Raw genomic sequence first — 21,046 nt, forward strand, 5'->3', positions numbered from 1 at the left:
TAACTCCTTCCTTCAGGAAGGAGACTCTGGCCGGGCCGGTCACCGGTTCGGTCACCGCCGGATCCGTGTCATCTCCGGGTCGAACAGCGGCTCCGCCGCCGTGGTCGCCGTGACCCGGTCGCCGAAGTAGGCGATCTCGACGCGGGTGCCGGGTTCCGCGTGCTCGGCGGGGAGCCAGGCGTAGGCGATCGGGCGGCCGAGGGTGTACCCGTACGCGGCGCTGGTGACGTAGCCGCAGGGGTGGCCGTTCACGTGGACCGGTTCGTGGCCCATCACCACCGAGCGGTCGTCGTCGATGAGGAGGGCCGTGAGGCGGCGGTGCACCGTGTCCTTGGTGATGTCGGCGATCGCCTCGCGGCCCACGAAGTCGCCCTTCTTCTTGCGGACGGCGAAGCCGACCCCGGCCTCGTAGGGGTTGTGCTCGCTGGTCATGTCGTGGCCCCAGGCGCGGTAACCCTTCTCCAGGCGCAGGGAGTTGAAGGCGCTGCGGCCCGCCGCGATCACGCCGTGGTCCTGTCCGGCCCGCCAGAGCGTGTCCCACAGACGCAGGCCCATGTCGGCGGTGGTGTAGAGCTCCCAGCCGAGTTCGCCGACGTAGGAGAGCCGCATCGCGGTCACGGGGACGTCCCCGATGAAGGCCTGCTTCGCCTTGAAGTAGCCGAAGTTCTCGTGCGAGAAGTCGGTGTCGGTGAGGGGTTGCACGAGGTCGCGGGCGCGCGGGCCCCACACGCCGACGCAGCAGGTGCCGGCGGTGATGTCGCGGACCTGTACGGTGCCGTCGGCGGGCAGGTGGCGGCGCAGCCGGTCCAGGTCGAGGTTGCCGTTGGCGCCGACCTGGAAGCGGTCGGCGGCGAGCCGGGCGACGGTGAGGTCGCTCAGCACACCGCCCGCCTCGTCGAGCATCAACGTGTACGTCACCGCGCCGACTGCCTTGTCCAGCTGGTTCGTTGAGAGGCGTTGCAGGAACGTGAGGGCGTTCGGGCCCTTGACCTCCAGGCGCTTGAGCGGGGTCATGTCGTACATCGCCACCCGCTCGCGGGTGACCAGCGCCTCGGCGCCCGCGATGGGCGACCAGAACCGGGAGGCCCACTCGTTGCGCTCACCGATGCGTGACACCTCGGGCAGGTGGGCGTTGGCCTCGTACCAGTGCGGGCGCTCCCAGCCACCGGCTTCCAGGAACATCGCGCCGAGTTCCTGCTGACGTGCGTGGAAGGGGCTCACGCGCAGGGGACGCGGTCGGTTCGGCGGCTGGAGCGGGTGGATGATGTCGTAGACCTCGGAGAAGCTCTGGCAGCTGCGCTCGTGTACGTAGCCGGGGGCGCGCTGCACGTCCTCGAAGCGGTTGATGTCGCAGCCGTGGACGTCGATGCCGGGCCGGCCCTCGACCATCCACTTCGCGACGGCCCTGGCGACGCCCGCCGAGTGGGTCACCCACACCGCTTCGGCGAGCCAGAAGCCGGACACCGTCGGGGATTCGCCGATCAGGGGCATGCCGTCGACGGTGAACGAGAACAGGCCGTTGAAGCCGTCGGCGATGTCCGCGTCGTTGAGCGCGGGCAACAGCCTGCGGGTGTCGGCCCAGGCGCCCTCGAAGTCGGCTTTCGTGAAGTGTAGCTTCGAGGGCTGGTCCGGGCTGTCGGCGGGGTGGGCGACGTCGTCGGGCGACAGGGGCATGGGGCGGTGGGCGTAGGAGCCGATGCCGATGCGGTCGACGAGTTCGCGGTAGTACAGGCCGGCGTCCTGGTTGCGCAGGATCGGCAGGTTCGCCTCGTCCAACTCGCTGTTGCGGCCCTTCAGTTCGGTGACCGGGGTGGTGGTGGCGTACTGGTGGCCCATGGGGACGAGCGGCACGTCCTGGCCGACCATGCGGCCGATGCGCGGGCCCCAGAATCCGGCGCAGGACACCACGATGTCGGCGGGGAAGGTGCCGCGGTCGGTGACGACGGCGGCGACGGCGCCGCCGGATGTCTCGATGTCGGTGACGGTGTGATGGCCGAGGAAGGTGGCGCCGCGGGCCAGGGCGCGGCGGGCCTGTGCCTCGCCGATGCGCAGCGCCTTGGCGAGTCCGTCGCTGGGGATGTGGTAACCGCCGAGGATGGCGTCGGGGTCGAGCAGCGGGTGGAGCTTGGCGGATTCCTCGGGGCCGAGGAGGTGGCTCTCGACACCCCAGGAGGTAAGCCAGCCGTGGCGGCGTTCAAGTTCCTTCAGGCGCTCGGGAGTTGTGGCGATCTCCAGGCCGCCGACCTGCCGGTAGCACCAGTCTCCGTCGAGGTCGAGTGCGCTCGTCTTCTCGACGGTGTAGCGCGCGAACTCGGTCATGGTCTTGGAGGGGCTGGTCTGGAAGACGAGACCGGGGGCGTGCGAGCTGGAGCCGCCGGTCGCGAAGAGGGGGCCCTGGTCGAGGACGGTGACGTCCCTCCAGCCGAGAGCGGTGAGTTCGTCGCTGAGGGAGCAGCCGACGATGCCGGCTCCGATGATGACCACCTTGGGCTGCGAAGACTGCGAGGTCATGGAGGGTCCTCCGGGAATTCAAGGGTGCACGGGGGAGGGTGCTGACCTGCCGGGGCATGTTGACCCGCCGGGGCATGAGGGATCGCCGGAGCGGCGGCCCCTGGACGGGCCTGTGGCATGCGGGAGGTGCGCCGGCCACCGCCTTCGGCGGGAACCGGCCTCAGATGATGGAGCGGATCGCGCGCTCGAAGTTCTCCACGTGCCCGGCGGCCACGGCCGAGGCCTTGGCGGCGTCGCCGTCGATGACGGCCCGCAGCAACTGCCCGTGTTCGTGGACGTGTTGCTCGAGTCCGACCAGGCGGTCGATGAACAGGCACCAGATCCGGGTGGCGAGGTTGTCGTAGGTGACCAGCGTGGATTCGAGGTACGGGTTGTACGTGACCGCGTAGACGGCACGGTGCACCGCCATGTCGAGGCGCAGCAGGCCGACTTCGCCGTGCTCCGGCGCGTCCTGCGACTCCTCCTCGACGCGGGTGAGCAGCTCGCGCAGGCGTTCCCGGTCCGCCGCGGTGGCCCGCTTGCTGGCGCGCGCGGCGGCGAGGGGTTCGAGCTCCTGGCGCACCTCGGAGATGTGGCCGAGGTCGGCGATCTGTACTTCGGTGGCGAAGGTGCCGCGCCGGGGGAAGGCGACGACGAGCCGCTCGGTCTCCAGGCGCTTGAGGGCCTCACGCACCGGGGTGCGGCCGAGGCCGAGGTCTTCGGCGAGGCGACCGTCGTGAACCGGTTCGCCGGGGCGGATCCGCAGGGTGACGAGCCGGTCCGTGATCTCCTGGTACGCCTGGTCGGCCAGTGTCGCACCGCTCGACCGGCCCCCGGCGGCGGGCACCGATGCCATCTCGCCCCTCCCGTGACATGTCCGCGATGGGACCACACCGTACCGCATCCAGGCATTGATATATCAGGGGTGCGGCACGGCGCGAGAGGCGAAGGCATGGTGGTGGGCCCGTCACACGGCGGCGGGCGCGCTCCTTTCCGCGGCGGGGGTCAGGGTGCGGCGCAGACGGTTGAAGATCTTGGACCGGTTCATGGCGAGGACCGCGGTGGCGACCCCGTTCTCCCTGTAGAGCGCCGCGAAGGACCGGCTCTCGTAGGAGCCCTCGACGAGTTCGGGCTCGGCGCCGGAGCCGACGGAGCCCGCGAGCTGGATGCGGACGTCGTACTGGTCGGACCAGAAGGACGGCGGGGTGGCACGCGGGGTCGCGGAGTGGCCGGTGAGCAGCGTGCGGGCCGCGGTGGCGGCGGACTCCGTGGCGTTCGACCAGTGCTCGATGCGGGCGTGCCGACCGGTGAAGGGGTGCGGGCGGCGGGCCACGTCGCCGACGGCGACGACATGGGGGACGCTGGAGGCGCCGCCGGCGTCGCACACCACGCCGTTGTCCACCCACACCCCGGAGTCGGCGAGCCAGTCGTCGACCGGCCGTGCCCCCACCCCGACGAGCACGATGTCCGCGGGCAGCAGCCGCCCGTCCGTGAGCCGCACCCCGGTGACCCGGCCGCCGCCGCTCTCCAGCTCCGCCACTCCGGTGCCGCACAGCAGGCGTACGCCGTGGTCGGTGTGGAGGGAGGCGCAGACGCGGCCCATCTCGGCGCCCAGCTGGCGTTCCAGCGGGGTCTCCAGCGCCTCGACCACGGTGACGTCGAGGCCCAACTGGTGGGCGGTGGCGGCGACTTCGGCGCCGATGAATCCGGCGCCGATGACCACCAGCCGGGACGCCCCGCTCACCAGCTCGGCGCGCAGGCTCCGGGCGTCGTCCAGGGTGCGCAGGGTGTGGACACCGGCGAGGCCGTCCGTGCCGGGGAGGCGGCGGGCGGCGGAGCCGGTGGCGACGACGACGCCGTCGGTGTCGATCCTGCGCCCGTCGGCGAGGATGACGGAGGTGGTGGAGCAGTCCAGGTGTACGGCGCGCCGACCCAACTCCCAGTGGACGCCCAGCTCTTCGTACTCCTCGGCGTCCCCGAGCGCGAGGGCCTCTGCCGTGACGTCGCCCTTGAGGTAGGCCTTGGACAGGGGCGGGCGGTCGTAGGGGCGGTGGAGTTCCTCTCCCACGACGGTGATCCCTCCGCCGTACCCCTCGGCGCGCAGGGACCGGACGGCGCTGACGCCGGCGAGCGAGGCGCCGACGACGGTGATGTGCTTCATGCTGGCTCCCCTACGGTGACGTGGAGCAGGACCTGACCGTCCTCGACGGTGACGTGGTGGGTGCGGACGGGCGTCTTCGCGGGCGGGCAGGTCGGGCGTCCGTCGCGCAGGTCGAACGACGCCTCGTGCAGGGGGCATTCGACGTAGCAGCCCTCCAGGAAGCCGTCGGCGAGCGAGGCGTCCTGGTGGGTGCAGGTGTCGTCGATGGCGTACACCGTGCCGTCCGCGTTGAAGACCGCGACGGGGGCCGGTACGCCCTCCGTCACGCGGACGGACTCGCCAGGGGGCAGATCTTCGATGCGGCACACCGGGATCATGGGGAACCTCCAGGAAACGAATGGACGGTCAAGTGGCGCGTTGCGTGCCGAGTCCGGCCTGGAGCCAGGCGTGGAACTCTCCGATGTGGTGTTCGCTCGGGACGAGGACGCCGCCCTTGACGTAGGCGCGCGAACTCATGGCGGGCTGGGTGCGCTCGCAGGCGTCGAAGTCCTGCTGGTTGACGCGGTGGAACAGTTCGACGGAGCGCGCCATGTCCTCACTGTCGCCGCCGCTGTCGACGACGTGCGGCAGGTAGAGCCAGTCGCACTCGACGATCGTGCGGTCGTGGGCGATCGGGTACATCCGATGGAGGATCACGTGGTCCGGGACCAGGTTGATGAACACCTGGGGCCGCACGGTGATCGCGTAGTAGCGCCGGTCCTGTTCGTCGGCGACCGAAGGGATGCGGTCGAGGCCCTCGGATCCGTCGACGGTGAAGCCCCTGGCCTCGTCGGCGAACTCGGCGCCGTGGCCGACGAAGTACTGGGCCGCGAGGCCGTCCTTGAACTCCGGGAGGACTTCCGTGAGTTCGGGGTGGATGGTGGCGCAGTGATAGCACTCCATGAAGTTCTCGATGATGAGTTTCCAGTTGGCCCGCACGTCGTACGTGATGCGCCGGCCGAGGGCGAGGTCGCCGATCGCGTAGTTCTCGATGGCGTCGGCGGCGCCCAGGCGCTCGCTCACCGCGCCGATCACCTCGTCCTCGAAGGAGGGCGGCCGCTCGGCCAGGCACACCCACACGTATCCGAGCCACTCCCGGACGTGCACGGTGACCAGGCCGTACTCGATGCGGTCGATGTCCGGCATCGACGTCAGGTTGGGGGCGGCGACCAGCTTGCCGTCGAGCCCGTAGGTCCAGGCGTGGTAAGGGCACTGGAAGTTGCGCCTGACCTCGCCCGACTCCTCGGTGCACAGCTTGGCGCCGCGGTGCCGGCAGATGTTGAGGAAGGCGCGGACGGAGCCGTCCCGGGAGCGTGAGACGAGGACGCTCTCCCGGCCGACCTGGTAGGTGCGGAAGCTGCCGGGTTTGGTGAGATCGGCTGCCCGGCTCACGCAGAACCACATGGACTCGAAGATGTGCTCCTGCTCCCGCGCGAAGATCTGCGGGTCGGTGTAGTAGTCGCCCGGAAGCGTGGACATCAGGCTCGGGGGCAGGCTCGTGACGCTCATCAGGTGTCACCTCGGTAGATGTCGTTCGGACATGCGGCAGGTGCCGAAGCGATGCGAGTTGTGTGGTGTGTGCGGTGTGAGGGACCGGTCGGCCCTCGCGCTCAGAGCGTCACCACTGAGCGCAGTACGTCTCCGCGGCGCATGGCGTCGAACGCTGACTCCACCTCGTCGAGGCCGATCTCCTCGCTGACGAACGCGCCGAGGTCGAAGCGGCCCTGGAGGTAGAGGTCGATGAGGGCCGGGAAGTCGCGGGAGGGCAGGCAGTCGCCGTACCAGGAGGACTTGAGGGCGCCGCCGCGGCCGAAGACGTCGGCGAGCGGCAGTTCCAGCTTCATGTCCGGGGTGGGCACGCCGACGAGGACGACGGTGCCCGCCAAGTCGCGGGCGTAGAAGGCTTGTCGGTAAGTCTCCGGGCGGCCGACCGCCTCCACGACGACATCCGCGCCGAAGCCGCCGGTGAGTTCACGGACGGCCCGCACGGGGTCGGTCCTGGAGGAGTCGACGGTGTCGGTGGCGCCGAACCGCTCGGCTTTCGCGAGCTTCCGCTCGTCGATGTCCACGGCGATGATGCGGGCGGCGCCGGCCACCTTCGCCCCGGTGATAGCGGCGATACCCACACCTCCGCAACCGATGACGGCCACCGAGTCGCCGCGGCCGACGCCTCCGGTGTTGACCGCCGCGCCGAAGCCCGCCATGACGCCGCAGCCGAGCAGGCCCGCCGCGGTCGCCGGAGCGGCCGGGTCGACCTTGGTGCACTGACCGGCGGCGACGAGGGTCTTCTCCGCGAACGCGCCGATGCCGAGCGCAGGGGAGAGCGCCGTGCCGTCGAGAAGGGTCATGGGTTGCGTGGCGTTGTGCGTGGCGAAGCAGTACCAGGGCCGGCCGCGCCGACAGGCCCGGCAACTGCCGCACACCGCACGCCAGTTGAGGATCACGAAGTCGCCGGGCGCCACGTCGGTGACCCCGTCACCGACGGACTCGACGATGCCGGCGGCCTCGTGGCCGAGCAGGAACGGGAACGCGTCGCCGATCCCGCCCTCCCGGTAGTGCAGATCGGTGTGGCAGACGCCGCAGGCCCGCACCTGCACCAGCGCCTCCCCCGGTCCCGGCTCCGGGACCAGGATCGTTTCCAGACAGACGGGGGCGCCCTGCTTCCGGGCGACCACCGCGCGTACCTCTTGAGTCACGGTTGAGCTCCTTGGGGTCTGTCGAGGGAGGCAGAAGAGCCGATGAGGGCCGAGGAGGAGCTGTTCAGGAGAGCCGAACTCTGTTGCGCATGAAGAACCTTGACGCGTTCTACGCAACGCCCAAACTGTCGTCTCCGTCGACGGCGCGTGTCAAGGGGGATCTGAGATCCGTCGCGGGACACCGAAGACCCGCACGTCGGACCGCCCCCGGCGCCGTCGCGCCGCCGCACGAGGCGCATGACTGTCGTCGTCCCGGGTAGCAGGACTGGCTATACGGGCGCCATATGACCAAATTCAGGAGGCGTCACTTGATGAAGAACAGTGTGCGGACGAACCCGAGGGCGGCCTTCCGCATCGCCCTGCCGCCCGCCCGCGACCAGCGCCTATAGTCGCGCCATGAGAAAGCGTGACGCAGACAGTGAGACAACGGGCTCGTCGGGCGCCGGAGTCCAGTCCGTCGACCGTGCCGTGAGCGTTCTGGAGATTCTCGCCCGGCGCGGAGAAGCGGGCGTCAGTGAGATCGCCGCGGAAATCGACGTGCACAAGTCGACGGCCTTCCGTCTGCTGGGCGCGCTGGAGGCGCGCGACCTGGTCGAACAGTCGGGTGACCGGGGGAAGTACCGGATCGGGTTCGGCATCGTACGCCTGGCCAGCTCGGTCACCGACAACTTCGATGTGACGCAGCAGGCGCGCCCGTTCTGCGAGCAGCTCGCGGAGGAATTCGGTGAGGCCGTCAACATCGCGATCCTGCAAGAGCATTACGCGGTGAACGTGCTCCAGGTGCGCGGCCCAATGGCGGTCAGTACGCACAATTGGGTCGGCCAGCTCACCCCGATGCATGCCACATCCAGTGGAAAGATATTGCTCGCCCATGTACCGGAGGGAGAGCGGGCGGAAATGCTCGCGGCCTCCCACATGAAAAAGATGACACCGCACACCCTGACCGCCAAGGGAAAGCTCGAGAAGGATCTCGCGCAGACCCTTGAACGCGGATATGCGGTGACACTGGAGGAATTGGAGATCGGGCTGCACGGAATGGCCGCGCCCATCAGGAACGCCCAGGGTGAGGTCATCGCCGCGATCAGCGCCTCGGGTCCCGCCTACCGGTTCACCGAGGAGCGGATGCACGAGCTCTCCCCCACGCTGCTGCGGAGCGCGCAGGACATCAGCCGCAAGATGGGCTACCTGGACTGACCGGGGGCCTCCCCCTCGGCCGGCTCCATCCGGATGATCACGGCCTTGGACGTGGGGGTGTTGCTGTTCTCGGCGACGCTGTCCAGCGGCACGAGGACATTCGTCTCGGGGTAGTAGGCGGCGGCCGAGCCCCGGGGCGTCGGGTAGCCGACGACGCGGAAGGCGGGCGCCCTGCGTTCGCTGCCGTCGGTCCACACGCTGATCAGGTCGACCAACGCGCCTTCCGCGATGCCGAGTTCGGCGAGGTCCTCGGCGTTGGCCAGGACGACGCGCCGCGCGCCCTTGACGCCTCGATAGCGGTCGTCCATCGCGTACGGGATGGTGTTCCACTGGTCGTGCGAGCGCAGCGTCTGAAGGATCAGGTGGCCGGGCGGCGCGGTGAGCCCGGTGAACTGGTTCGCGGTGAAGACGGCGGTGCCGCTCGCCGTCCGGAAGATGCGCTTGTTGACGGGATTGGGCAGGTTGAAGCCGCCCGGTTCCCTGACGCGCTGGTTGAAGTCGTCGAATCCCGGCACCACGTTCGCGATGTGCTCGCGAATGGTGTCGTAGTCGTTCTCGAATGCCTGCCAGGTGATCCCGTGCCGGTCGCCGAGGGTCCTGCGGGCGAGCCGGCTGATGATGGACACCTCGCTGAGCAGCGCGGGTGAGGCGGGGGCGAGCCGGCCGCGGGTGGCGTGCACGTCGCTCATCGAGTCCTCGACCGTCATGAACTGCTCACCGCCCGACTGAATGTCGCGGTCGCTGCGCCCCAGCGTCGGGAGAATCAGCGCGGTGCGGCCGCACACGGCGTGCGAGCGATTCAGTTTCGTGGAGATGTGGGCCGTCAACCGGCAATTGCGCAGGGCCCGTTCGGTCACGTCGCTGTCGGGCGTGGCGCGGACGAAATTGCCCGCGACGCCCACGAACACCTGGGCCCGCCCGTCGCGCATGGCCCGGATCGCGTCGACCGCGTCGACCCCGTGCCGGGTGGGCGGGGCGAAGCCGAATTCCTTCTCCAGGGCGTCGAGGAACGACTGCGGCATGCGCTCCCACACGCCCATGGTGCGGTCGCCCTGCACATTGCTGTGGCCGCGCACCGGGCAGACGCCGGCGCCGGGCCTGCCGATGTTTCCGCGCAGCAGCAGGAAATTGACGACTTCGCGGATGGTGGGGACGCCGTGCTTGTGCTGGGTGAGGCCCATCGCCCAGCACACGATGACGTTCTTGGCGCCGAGCACCCGCTGGTGGACCTCCTCGATCTCCTCGCGGGTGAGTCCCGTGGCCTTGAGGACCTCCGCCCAGTCGAGCCCGCGGATGTTGTCCGTGAAGACCTCGTAGCCCGAGGTGTGGGCGTCGATGAACTCGCGGTCGAGGACGGTGCCGGGCGCCTTGTCCTCGGCCTCCAGGAGCAGCAGGTTGAGCGCCTGGAACAGGGCGAGGTCGCCGCCCGGCCGGATCTGGAGGAACTGGTCGGCGATCTCGGTTCCCCGGCCGATGACGCCGCGCGCCTTCTGCGGGTGCTTGAAGCGCAGCAGCCCCGCCTCGGGCAGCGGATTGACCGCGACGATCTTCCCGCCGCGCCGCTTGGTCTCTTCAAGCGCGGTGAGCATCCGGGGGTGGTTGGTGCCGGGGTTCTGGCCGACGACGAACACGAGGTCGCTGTTGTGCAGGTCGTCGAGGCTGACGCTGCCCTTGCCGATGCCGAGCGTCTCGTTGAGGGCGGAGCCGCTGGACTCGTGGCACAGGTTGGAGCAGTCGGGCAGGTTGTTGGTGCCGTAGGCGCGGGCGAACAACTGGAGCAGAAAAGCAGGCTCGTTGGCGAGCCGGCCCGAGGTGTAGAACAGCGCCTCGTCGGGGGTGTCGAGCCCGTTCAGCTCGTCGGCGAGCAGGCCGAGCGCGCCGTCCCAGCCGATCGGCTCGTAGTGGTCGCTGTCCGGGTACTTGACCATGGGCTCGGTCAGCCGGCCCTGCTGGTTGAGCCAGTAGTCGGAGCGCTCGGCCAGCTCGCTGACCGGGTGCTCGGCGAAGAACTCCCGGGTGACGCGGCGGGTGGTGGCCTCGTCGGCGATGTGCTTGGCGCCGTTCTCGCAGTACTCGTTGCGGTGCCGCTTGTCCGGCGCGCCCTCGGGCCAGGCGCAGCCCGGGCAGTCGATGCCGCCGTCCTGGTTGATGTTGAGCAGGGTCAGGGCGGTGCGCTTGGGCGAGGTCTGGCTCAGGGCGTACTGGAGGGCGTGGGCGACGGCGGGCGCCCCGGTGGCCCAGGTCTTGGGCTTGCTCAGGGAAAGATCCTCTTCGGGCTCTTCGATCGCGCGCACGCCCATCACCTCTACGTCTCCGACTCACAGGGAGCCGACGCGCCCCCGCGGCCCAGCATTCGTCCGCGCCGACCCACGGTCAAAGCGGAAAATCCGATCGTTGATAGGCAGCTACGATCATGGGGAGGGCTCGTCCACCGAAGTCGGCCGGGAAGGGGGTGGGGCCGTGCTCCTGCGCCAGCTCGAATACCTCGTCGCGCTCACCGGCACCGGGCACTTCGCCAAGGCCGCCGAGCAGTGCTTCGTGTCGCAGCCGACGCTGTCCGAGGGCATCCGCAAGCTGGAGACCGAGCTGGGTGTGCCGCTGGTCCGGCGCGGCCGGCGCTTCGAGGGTCTGACGGCGGAGGGCGAGCAGGTCGTCCTGTGGGCCCGGCGGATGCTCGCGGACCGGGACGCGATGGAGGCGGGGCTCACGGCGCTGCGCGCAGGGCTCAGCGGGGAGCTGCGGCTCGGCGCGGTGCCCACGGCGGTCGGCGCGGTCGCGCTGCTCACCCAGCCGTTCTGCGCGGCCAATCCGCACACCACGGTGAACGTCCAGGCCGATCTCCAGGGCGACGAGATCGTGCGCCGGCTGCGCGCCTTCGAGCTGCACGGGGCGGTCTCGTACCACAGCCGGAGCCTGGATCTGCCGTTCGTGCCGCTGTACCGGGAGCGCTATGTCGTGCTCACCCAGGAGGACCCGGGCCGGTCGGCGCAGGAGATCAGCTGGACCGAGGCGGCCGCGCTGCCGTTGTGCCTGCTGCATCCGCGGATGCTGGGCCGCCGGGTCCTGGACGACGTGTTCGCGGAGCTGTCCCTCTCGGTGGCGCCGCGCGTGGAGACGGACTCCATCGCCTCGCTGATCGCGCATGTGCGCACGGGCCAGTGGTCGAGCATCATCCCGCACACCTGGCTGCACGTCTTCGGTATCCCCTCCGGGATGGAGGCCGTACCGCTGCACGGTCCGCGGCGCAGCGCGCGGATCGGTCTGCTGCTGCCGCCGCGCGATCCGCTGTCGGTGATGGAGCAGGCGCTCGCGGACCTCGCCCGCGCCTCACGGATGCACACCGTCCTCGACGTGCTGCCTGGCTGACAACTGGCCACTGCGAAGCGGCGGTTGCCGGCTTGTTCTCCCCCTCCGGACACCATTGACGCGCCCCTGAGGCGCTGGCTACCGTGACGACGACCGCCACTGATATATCAGTGCGTCACCAGTCGGTTTCCAAGGAGTCCTCATGGCCCGCGACGTCCTGCCCGACCACCCCGATTTCCTGTGGCGCAACGCCGAGCCGAAGAAGTCCTACGACGTCGTGATCGTGGGCGGTGGCGGACACGGGCTTGCGACCGCGTACTACCTCGCCAAGAACCACGGCATCACGAACATCGCCGTCCTGGAGAAGGGGTGGCTCGCGGGCGGGAACATGGCCCGCAACACCACGATCATCCGCTCCAACTACCTTCTGGACGAGAGCTCGGGCATCTACGAGAGCTCCCTCAAGCTGTGGGAGACGCTGGAGCAGGATCTCGACTACCCGATCCTGTTCAGCCAGCGGGGCGTCCTCAATCTCGCGCACAACCTCCAGGACGTCCGCGACAGCAAGCGCCGCGTGTACGCGAACCAGCTCAATGGCATCGACGCCGAGTGGCTGGAGCCCGACGAGGTCGCCAAGGTGTGTCCGATCGTCAACACGAGCCCCGATGTGCGTTATCCCGTGCACGGTGCCACGTACCAGCCGCGCGCGGGCATCGCCAAGCACGACTACGTGGCGTGGGGGTTCGCCCGCCGCTGCGACGCGTACGGCATCGACCTCATCCAGAACTGCGAGGTCACCGGCATCGATGTGGGCGGGGGCCGGGTCACCGGGGTGCGGACGACGCGGGGGCGGATCGCCGCCGGGAAGGTGGCACTCGCGGCAGCCGGACACACCTCCGTCCTCGCGCGGATGGTCGGCCTGCGCCTTCCTTTGCAGAGCCACCCGCTCCAGGCCCTCGTCTCCGAACTCCTCGAACCGGTGCACCCGACCGTCGTGATGTCCAACGCGGTGCATGTGTACGTCTCGCAGGCCCACAAGGGCGAACTCGTCATGGGCGCGGGCATCGACAGCTACAACGGGTACGGGCAGCGCGGCGCCTTCCACATCATCGAGCGGCAGATGGCCGCCGCTCTGGAGCTGTTCCCGGTGTTCGCGCGGGCCCACATGCTGCGCACCTGGGCCGGCATCGTCGACACCACCCCGGACGCCTCCCCCATCGTCGGGCTCGCCCCGGTCGAGGACCTGTACCTCAACTGCGGCTGGGGAACCGGCGGGTTCAAGGCGACGCCGGGTGTCGGGTGGGCGTACGCGCACACCATCGCGACCGGTGAACCGCATGACACCAACGCGCCGTTCACCCTCGACCGGTTCACGACCGGCGCCCTCGTCGACGAGCACGGCGCCGCCGCCGTCGCGCACTGAGCACCCTGAGGAGACCGTGAGATGCAGCTGATTCCCTGCCCCTGGTGCGGCCCGCGCGAGGAGACCGAGTTCCACTACGGCGGCCAGGCACACGTCGTCCACCCCGAGGACCCGCAAGCGCTCGACGACGAGCAGTGGGCCCAGTACGTCTTCTTCCGCGACAACCCCAACGGGCCGTTCGCCGAGCGGTGGGCGCACACAGCGGGCTGCCGCCGCTGGTTCAACGCCGTGCGCGACACGGTGAGTTACGAGTTCCTGTCCGTGGAGGCGACCTCATGACCACGCCCGTCCGTACCACTGCCTTCCGCACCGCTTCCGACACGTATGGCCGTATCGATCGCTCCACCACGCTCACCTTCACCTTCGACGGGGTCGACCACACCGGCCACCCCGGTGACACCCTCGCCTCCGCGCTCCTCGCGAACGGTGTGCACCGGGTGGCGACGAGCATCAAGTACGGACGGCCGCGCGGCATCCTGGCCGCCGGTGTCGAGGAGCCCAACGCGCTCGTCCAGATCGAGGCACCGTTCCCCGAGCCGATGCTCACCGCCACCACGGTCGAGCTCTACGACGGCCTGGTGGCGCACGGTCTCGGCGGCCAGGGGCGGCTCGCCACCGAGCCCGATCCAGCCCGCTACGACGCTAAGCACCTGCATGCCGAGCTGCTGATCGTCGGCGCGGGTCCGGCCGGACTCGCCGCCGCGCTCGCCGCGTGCGACGCCGGGATCCGCGTCGTACTCCTCGACAGCGCCCCGGAGCCCGGGGGCAGTCTGCTCGGCACGCGGGAGACCGTCGACGGCCGCCCCGCGCAGGAGTGGGTGGACGCGGTGACGGCCCGGCTCGCGGCGGCCGGGAACGTGACGGTCCTGACCCGCACCACCGCGTTCGGCCACTACGACGACAACCTCGTCCTCGCCCTGGAGAAACGCACGGACCACCTCGGCGCCGCGGCCCCGAGCCACGTGTCACGCCAGCGGGTGTGGCGCATCCGGGCCGGGCAGGTCGTGCACGCGACCGGTGCCACCGAACGGCCGATCGCCTTCGACGACAACGACCGCCCCGGCATCATGCTCGCCTCCGCGGCCCGTACGTACCTCAACCGGTACAGCGTACTCGTCGGCCGCCGGGCCGCGGTCTTCACGACGAACGACTCCGCCTACGACGCGGTGCTCGAACTCGCTGACGCAGGCGTGGAGTTCGCGGCCGTGGTCGACGCGCGGCCGACCGTCCCGGAGCGGCTCGCCGGGGCGCTGGCCGAGCGCGGCATCCCGCTCCACCGCGACCACGTCGTCACCGGGACCAGCGGCGCCGACCGGATCTCCCGCGTGCACATCGCCCGGCGTTCGGCGGACGGACCCCGGCGGCACGGCGTCGACTGCGACGTGCTGCTCGTCTCCGGCGGCTGGAACCCGGCCGTGGCCCTGTTCAGCCAGGCCCGTGGAGAGCTGCGGTACGACGCGGGGCTCGCCACGTTCGTGCCGGCCGAGGCACTCTCGACCGTACGGACGGCGGGCGCCGCGGACGGTCTGCGTACGCTCGGCCAGTGTCTCAGCAGCGGCGCCGCCGCGACGGCCGCGGCGCTGGAGGCGCTCGGCGTTCCGGTTGGGCCGGTCGCGCCGGTCGGCGTTCCGGCCGCCGCGACGGAACTCCCTTCTCCCAGCGCGGTGTTGTGGCGCGTACCGAGCCCACGGGACGGCGCGGACGGGTCTGCGCAGTTCGTCGACCTTCAGCGCGACGCGCTCGTCAGCGACGTGTTCCGGGCCACCCGCGCCGGGCTCCGTTCCGTCGAGCACGTGAAGCGGTACACCACCATCGGCACCGCGCACGACCAGGGCCGTACGTCCGGGATCCTCACCTCGGGCATCGTCGCCGAGGCGCTCGGCGCGGAGGTGGCGGACCTCGGCACCACCGGCTTCCGGCCTCCCGTGCAGCCCATCGCGTTCGCCGCCTTCGCGGGCCGCAACCGGGGCGAGCTGTTCGACCCGGTGCGGGTGACCGCGCTGCACGCCTGGCACGAGCGGCACGGCGCGCTGTTCGAGGACGTCGGCCAGTGGAAGCGGCCGTGGTACTACCCGCTGCCCAGCGAGACGTTGGAGGAGGCGGTGCGGCGCGAGTGCCGCGCGGCGCGGGGCGGCGTGGCCATGATGGACGGCTCGACGCTCGGCAAGATCAGCGTGCAGGGTCCCGACGCGGGCGAGCTCCTCGACCGGCTCTACACGAACATGATGGCCACCCTGAAGCCGGTCCGGATCCGCTACGGCGTCCTGTGCGGCGTCGACGGGATGGCCATCGACGACGGCACGGTCATCCGTGTCTCGGAGAACGAGTTCCTCGTCACGACCACGACGGGCAACGCGGCCAAGGTCCTGGAGTGGATGGAGGAGTGGCTCCAGACGGAGTGGCCCGAGCTGCGCGTCCACCTCACCTCGGTGACCGAGCACTGGGCGACGATCCCGCTCGTGGGCCCCCGCTCGCGCGAGGTGCTCGCCTCGGTCGTCGACGACGGCCTGGACGTCTCCAACGAGGCGTTCCCGTTCATGAGTTGGCGCGACACGGTGATCGCCGGTGTCGAGGCCCGGGTGTGCCGGATCAGCTTCTCCGGCGAGCTCGCGTACGAGGTCAATGTGCCGGCCTGGTACGGGACACACGTCTGGCAGGCGCTGTACGACGCCGGGCAGCCGCTCGGCCTCACCCCGTACGGCACGGAGACCATGCACGTGCTGCGCGCCGAGAAGGCGTACCCGATCATCGGGCAGGACACCGACGGCACGGTCACCCCGCAGGACCTCGGCATGAACTGGGTGATCTCCAAGAAGAAGCCGGACTTCGTCGGCAAGCGATCCTTCGCCCGGCCCGAGAATCAGCGCCCCGACCGCAAGCAGCTGGTCGCCCTGCTGCCCACCGACGAGCACACCCTGCTCCCGGAGGGCGCGCAGGTCATCGCCACGGAGACGATCCCCGCACCGCCCGTCCCGATGCTCGGCCACGTCACCTCCAGTTACCGCAGTGACGCGCTGCAACGCACTTTCGCGCTGGCGCTCGTGCGCTCCGGCGCGGCCCGCGTCGGCGAGACCCTCTACGTCCCGCTCGACGGCGCCACCGTGCCGGTGACCGTCGCCGAACCCGTCCTCTTCGACAAGGAGGGAGCCCGCCGTGACGGCTGACACCCCCGTACGCACGAGTCCACTCGCCCACTGGGAACCGCGCCTGCCGCCCGGCATGACCGCGCGCGAACTCCCGTTCCTCACGCAGCTCACCCTCCGCGTCGCTCCCGGCAGCACGGCCGCCCGAAGTGTGGAGGCACACCTGGGTCACGCCCTGCCCGGTCCCGGCCGGGCGCACCTGGACGCGGACGTCGAGACACTGTGGCTCGGCCCCGACGAATGGCTCCTGGTGGCGCCCGCGGGCCGGTCCGCCGAACTCGTCACCGGTCTGCGCGCCGCGATCGGCGGGGAGTTCGCGACGGTGACCGACACGTCGGCGCAGCGCACCGTGCTCGCACTGTCCGGCGAGTTGGTGCCGGACGTCCTCGCGCAGGGCTGCGCCCTGGATCTCGACGCCCGCGCCACCCCCGCCGGCGCCTGCCGCACCACGCTGCTCGCGCAGGCGGGGGTCACGCTCGTGGTCCGTGAGGCAGGTCCCCGGCACGTGTGGCTACTCGTCAGGTCGTCCTTCGCCGGCTATGTCGCGGCGTGGGTCGCGGACGCCTGCACGGAGTTCGTCGGGAACGCTGCCGCACGGACACCGCACGGGCCTACTCCACCGCCACCGGCCGCCGCGCCAGCTTCGTCGCCTCCCCCACGTCCGTGAGGGGTCGCAGCCAGTACGTGTGGGCGTAGTCCCGGTCGGTGAGCAGTTTGTACGGGGCGTGGGTCTGGGCGCCCCAGCTGTCGTCGCCGCCGACGCCCATCTGACGGTGGTTGACGCGCAGGACGACCTCGTCACGCGGGTCGAGCTGGTAGTCGTGGCGCGCTCCGACGGACAGGTCCTCCGGAGTGAAGTGCGAGGCCGTGATCTCCAGCAGCGGGCGGTCGGCCGTCGGGTCCGCGGCGACGAGCAGGCCGCGCCCGCGCCCGTCGGTGAGCGCCGCCCAGCGTACGTCCGTCTTGTTGCCGTTCTCCTGGGGGCGGATGTACGAGGTCCACTGCTCGGCCACGGTGGAGTCCCAACGCCCCACGTCGGTACCGTCGTTGCGGTCCCAGTGGTTCTCCTCCGGGCCGCGGCCGTAGTAGTGCAGCCGGTCCAGGGCCGCGGGCAGCCGCAGGATCGTGCCGACCTCGGGGAGGTACGGGAGGGTGGAGGCGCCGGGGTGCAGGGCGTTGTCGATCTTGACGGCGCCGTCGCCGAAGACCGTGTACGTGGTGGCGTAGGTGGACTCGGTGGTGGTGGGCAAGGTGCCCTTGACCTCGATGCGTACGGCCCGGCCGTCGAGGTCGCGCACACTGACCCCGGTCACCTTGCGGCGCGTGCCCGCGTCCCGCCAGGTCTGGTTGCGGGTGTGCTGGCCGTTGCCGTGGTCGTTGTCGGTCGGGGCGCGCCAGAAGTTCGGCACGGGCCCCGCGTCGACGAGCCGGACGCCGCCGGCTTCGTAGGAGGTGATGACGCCGGTCGCCTTGTCGAGGGCGAGGGTGAAGCCGCTCCCGGTGACGGAGACGGCCTTGTCGCCGTCCTCGTAGCGCAGTGCCGGTATGTTCTTCAGCGGTACGGGTGTCACCTTCGGGCTGCCCGCGTCGAGCGGGAGCTGTGCACGCGCCACCTCGAAGCCCGCGTCGGCCCACGGCGTGTCGTCCTTCAGCCGGAAGGACAGGTGCAGGAAGAACTCGGCGCCGGGCGCGGGGGCGCTGGGCAGCTTCAGCGGGACGGTGATGTCCTTGTGCGCGAGCGGCGCGACGTCGAGCTGGCTGCGGCTCAGGCTGCCCTTCTGGATCACTTCGCCGTCCCTGGCCAGTTCCCAACGGCCGTCGTACTCACGCAGGTTGGTGAACAGGAACTCATTGGTGACGGTGACGTCCCCCGCTCCCCCGCCGTCCTTCGGTGACACCTGGATCGCCTGGTAGATCCGCTTGATCTCGGCGGCCTTGCCGGTGTGCCCGCGGTCCGCGGTGACGATGCCGTCGGCCTCGAAGTTGCCGTCGTTGGGGTTGTCACCCCAGTCGCCGCCGTACGCGAAGAAGGTCTTGTCGCGCGGCTTCTTCTCGGTGACACCTACGGTCTTGGCGTCGAACCAGAAGCGCACACCCTCGCCGTCCGGGCCGCGTCCGTCGTCGGCGAGTTCGGTGGCGCTCAGGGCGCGTGCGTACACGCGGGCGCGGCGGATGGTGCCGCTGAACTCGCGGGTCATGTTGTCGACGTCCACGCCGAGGGCGAGCGGCGCGGTGTTGCTGCTCGGCTTGCCTGTCGTGGTCTTCGTGGCCTTCACCGACCCGTCGACGTACAGCGTGAGCGTGCCCGCGCTCGCGTCGAAGACACCGGCGACGTGGTGCTCGCCGCCCGTCCAGCCGTCGGCCGGGGTGGCCCAGCTCGCGGTGATCCACTGACCGCCGGAGTAGATGAAGAACTCGAGCGTCTTGTCGTTCTGCTTGAGCGCGTAGTGGGTGTCGCCCTTGGCCACGATCGGCTGGTGGTAGCCGGTGACGCGCGGGGTCACCCAGGCTTCGAGGGTGAGCGAGCCCGTCAGATCGAGGCGCTCGTCGCGGGCGAAGACGGTGGCGCCGCTGACCCCCTTGTCCCGGCTGAACTCGCCTGCCGGGTTGATGAGTTCACCCTTCAGGCCGACGGGCCCGGTCTCCGTCAGCTGCGTCCGCGGCGGCGTCGGCCAGCTCAGCGACTGGTCGACGAAGTCCCAGATCCAGCCGCCCTGCAACACGTCGTAGCGGCGTACGAGGTCCCAGTACTCCTTGACGTTGCCGTTCGAGTTGCCCATCGCGTGGCAGTACTCGATCATCACGTACGGGCGGGTGTCGGAGGTGTCCTTGGCCTTCGACTCGATGTGGCTCGTCGACGGGTACATCTCGGAGCGGATGTCACTCACACCGGGGCTGTCGTCGCCCTCGTACTGGATGACACGGGTGGTGTCGTAGGAGCGGATCCAGTCGTGCATGGCGGTGAAGGTGGAGCCGGAGCCGGCCTCGTTGCCGAGTGACCAGATGACGACGGATGCGTGGTTCTTGTCGCGGTGGACCATGTTCTGGGCGCGGGCGACGCACGCCTTCGTCCAGTCGGGGTGGCTCGCCGGGTAGTCGTCGCGGACGCCGTGGGTCTCGAGGTTGGTCTCGTCGACGAGGTACAGACCGTACTCGTCGGCGAGTTCGAGCCAGATCGGGTTGTTGGGGTAGTGCGAGGTGCGGACCGTGTTCATGTTCATCCGCTTGATGATTTCGATGTCCCGCACCATGTCGGCGCGGGTGAGCGCGGTGCCGCGGTCGGGGTGCATCTCGTGCCGGTTGGTGCCGCGGAACGACACCGGCTTTCCGTTGATCCGCATCAGCCCGTCCTTGAGCGCGAACTCGCGCAGGCCGACGCGGTGCGACAGCGTCTCGATCACCTTGCCGGCCGGGTCGCGCAGGCGGAGCACGGCGGTGTAGAGGTACGGGTTCTCGGCCGACCAAAGGCGCGGCGAGGGAACGGACTTGGCGGCCTGCACCGTCACCTCGGCGTCGGTGAGCGCGGCCTTCTGGGTGAGTGGGCGGGGCCAGACGGCGTGCCCCGCGGCGTCGTAGAGCTGGGTCTCGACGCTGTACGAGCCCGCTTCGCCGGCGTAGTCGTGCACGGTGGCGGTGACGGAGAGTTCGGCGGTGGTGTGTCCGTCGCCGAGCGGGGTGTCGAGCTTGAAGTCGCGCAGGTGCACGGAGGGCGTCGAGTAGAGGTACACCGAGCGGAAGATGCCGCTCAGCCGGATCATGTCCTGGTCTTCCATCCAGTCGCCGTCGGAGAAGCGGTAGACCTCGACGGCGAGCTGGTTGGTGCCTTCGGTGAGGTGCGGGGTGATGTCGTACTCGGCCGGGGTGAAGGAGTCCTCGTGATAGCCGACGAGCTTGCCGTTGACCCACACGTAGTGGGCCGACTTGACGCCCTCGAAGTGCAGGAAGACGCGTCTGCCCTTCCAGCCCTTCGGCACGGTGAAGGTGCGCCGGTACTGGCCGACGGGGTTGTAGCGGGTCGGCGACGCGGGCGGCCGGGCCTCCTCGCCGAGGCCGTTGGCACCCCACCACGGGTAGGTGATGTTGGTGTAGATCGGGAAGTCGTGCCCGTGCAGCTGCCAGACGGCGGGGACGGGGATGGTGCCCCACTTCCCGTCGTCGAGGTCGGTCCGGTAGAAGTCCTCGTCACGCTCCGACGGCCGGTCGACGTACGCGAACTTCCAGTCGCCGTCGAGGCTTTGGCGGTACGGGGAGCGGGTCCGGTCGGCGGCGAGGGCCTGGGCCACACTCTCGTACGGCATCAGGGTGGTGTGCGGTGGCTCGGTGCCGAGCCGGAACAGGTCGATGTGACCGTTCCACTCGTCCCCGTCGGCCGCGCGGGCCTGTGTGCCGGGGAGGGACAGGGGCAGGGCGAGCGCCCCGGCGACGGCCGCGCCCGCCTGGAGCAGGCGGCGACGGCTGAGCGGCATGGGGTGCGGGTGGTGGGCTTGCGGCATGGCTGTGCCCCTTCTGCGGGTGTGGACACGTGCAACTGGTGCGGCGCGGAACGCCTGTTGAGCCGGCACCACCCTAAGAAGACAACACAACCGACACAATGACGCCGTAGGACTTTGTTGATTTCTGAGCAGAATGAAGGCCGCACCGCCGTTGCGCCGGC

The 21,046-nt window shown here is 70.2% G+C and carries 12 protein-coding genes and 1 pseudogene; 5 read left to right on the forward strand and 8 right to left on the reverse strand.

Going from position 1 to position 21,046, the window contains the following annotated elements:
• Nucleotides 1-51: 51 nt before the first annotated feature.
• The 6 genes from ACP4E5_RS04525 to ACP4E5_RS04550 form a co-directional block, all read right to left on the reverse strand.
• On the reverse strand, nucleotides 52-2,511 hold the full coding sequence (locus ACP4E5_RS04525; protein ID WP_425825398.1) for a GcvT family protein: 2,460 nt from the start codon (nucleotides 2,509-2,511) through the stop codon (nucleotides 52-54).
• Nucleotides 2,512-2,671: 160 nt separating this feature from the next.
• Nucleotides 2,672-3,346 (reverse strand): GntR family transcriptional regulator, encoded by a 675-nt coding sequence (locus ACP4E5_RS04530; RefSeq protein WP_425825399.1) that lies wholly within the window; start codon nucleotides 3,344-3,346, stop codon nucleotides 2,672-2,674.
• A gap of 111 nt (nucleotides 3,347-3,457) precedes the next feature.
• On the reverse strand, nucleotides 3,458-4,651 hold the full coding sequence (locus ACP4E5_RS04535) for an NAD(P)/FAD-dependent oxidoreductase (protein ID WP_425825400.1): 1,194 nt from the start codon (nucleotides 4,649-4,651) through the stop codon (nucleotides 3,458-3,460).
• Nucleotides 4,648-4,968 carry a bifunctional 3-phenylpropionate/cinnamic acid dioxygenase ferredoxin subunit gene (locus ACP4E5_RS04540; protein WP_425825401.1) on the reverse strand — a complete coding sequence of 107 codons (321 nt, stop codon included), beginning with the start codon at nucleotides 4,966-4,968 and terminating at the stop codon, nucleotides 4,648-4,650. Before ACP4E5_RS04540 ends, ACP4E5_RS04535 begins: the two co-directional genes overlap by 4 nt.
• Nucleotides 4,969-4,996: 28 nt before the next feature.
• Complete coding sequence (locus tag ACP4E5_RS04545; protein ID WP_425825402.1) at nucleotides 4,997-6,139, reverse strand: aromatic ring-hydroxylating oxygenase subunit alpha; 1,143 nt, start codon at nucleotides 6,137-6,139, stop codon at nucleotides 4,997-4,999.
• Between the two features lie 101 nt (nucleotides 6,140-6,240).
• Nucleotides 6,241-7,326, reverse strand: coding sequence for an S-(hydroxymethyl)mycothiol dehydrogenase (locus tag ACP4E5_RS04550; RefSeq protein ID WP_425825403.1), 1,086 nt, complete (start codon nucleotides 7,324-7,326; stop codon nucleotides 6,241-6,243).
• Nucleotides 7,327-7,722: 396 nt separating this feature from the next.
• Between ACP4E5_RS04550 and ACP4E5_RS04555 the strand changes: the two genes are divergently transcribed.
• Complete coding sequence (locus ACP4E5_RS04555) at nucleotides 7,723-8,520, forward strand: IclR family transcriptional regulator (RefSeq protein ID WP_425825404.1); 798 nt, start codon at nucleotides 7,723-7,725, stop codon at nucleotides 8,518-8,520.
• Here the strand turns inward: ACP4E5_RS04555 and ACP4E5_RS04560 are convergent.
• Entirely contained in the window at nucleotides 8,508-10,814 is a 2,307-nt protein-coding gene (locus ACP4E5_RS04560) for an FdhF/YdeP family oxidoreductase (RefSeq protein WP_425825405.1), read from the reverse strand. The genes ACP4E5_RS04555 and ACP4E5_RS04560 overlap by 13 nt on opposite strands.
• A 166-nt stretch (nucleotides 10,815-10,980) precedes the next feature.
• On the opposite strand from ACP4E5_RS04560, the gene ACP4E5_RS04565 reads away from it, so the two are divergent.
• The 4 genes and pseudogenes from ACP4E5_RS04565 (at nucleotide 10,981) to ACP4E5_RS04580 (ending at nucleotide 17,059) form a co-directional block, all read left to right on the forward strand.
• The gene (locus ACP4E5_RS04565) at nucleotides 10,981-11,886 is read left to right on the forward strand and encodes a LysR family transcriptional regulator (protein ID WP_425825406.1); all 906 of its coding nucleotides are present in this window, start codon (nucleotides 10,981-10,983) and stop codon (nucleotides 11,884-11,886) included.
• A gap of 142 nt (nucleotides 11,887-12,028) precedes the next feature.
• On the forward strand, nucleotides 12,029-13,249 hold the full coding sequence (locus ACP4E5_RS04570) for a sarcosine oxidase subunit beta family protein (protein WP_425825407.1): 1,221 nt from the start codon (nucleotides 12,029-12,031) through the stop codon (nucleotides 13,247-13,249).
• 21 nt (nucleotides 13,250-13,270) lie between these two features.
• Nucleotides 13,271-16,413: pseudogene (locus ACP4E5_RS04575) on the forward strand (sarcosine oxidase subunit delta family protein).
• Nucleotides 16,403-17,059, forward strand: a complete 657-nt coding sequence (locus ACP4E5_RS04580; protein WP_425825408.1) for a sarcosine oxidase subunit gamma — start codon at nucleotides 16,403-16,405, stop codon at nucleotides 17,057-17,059. Before ACP4E5_RS04575 ends, ACP4E5_RS04580 begins: the two are co-directional and overlap by 11 nt.
• On the opposite strand, the gene ACP4E5_RS04585 is transcribed toward ACP4E5_RS04580, so the two are convergent.
• Nucleotides 17,004-20,885: a glycoside hydrolase family 2 TIM barrel-domain containing protein gene (locus ACP4E5_RS04585; protein ID WP_425825409.1), complete on the reverse strand. Its 3,882-nt coding sequence runs from the start codon at nucleotides 20,883-20,885 to the stop codon at nucleotides 17,004-17,006. The genes ACP4E5_RS04580 and ACP4E5_RS04585 overlap by 56 nt on opposite strands.
• Between the last annotated feature and the right edge of the window lie 161 nt (nucleotides 20,886-21,046).

It is taken from the genome of Streptomyces fractus (assembly GCF_049844455.1).
In the GTDB taxonomy this organism is placed as follows: domain Bacteria; phylum Actinomycetota; class Actinomycetes; order Streptomycetales; family Streptomycetaceae; genus Streptomyces; species Streptomyces fractus.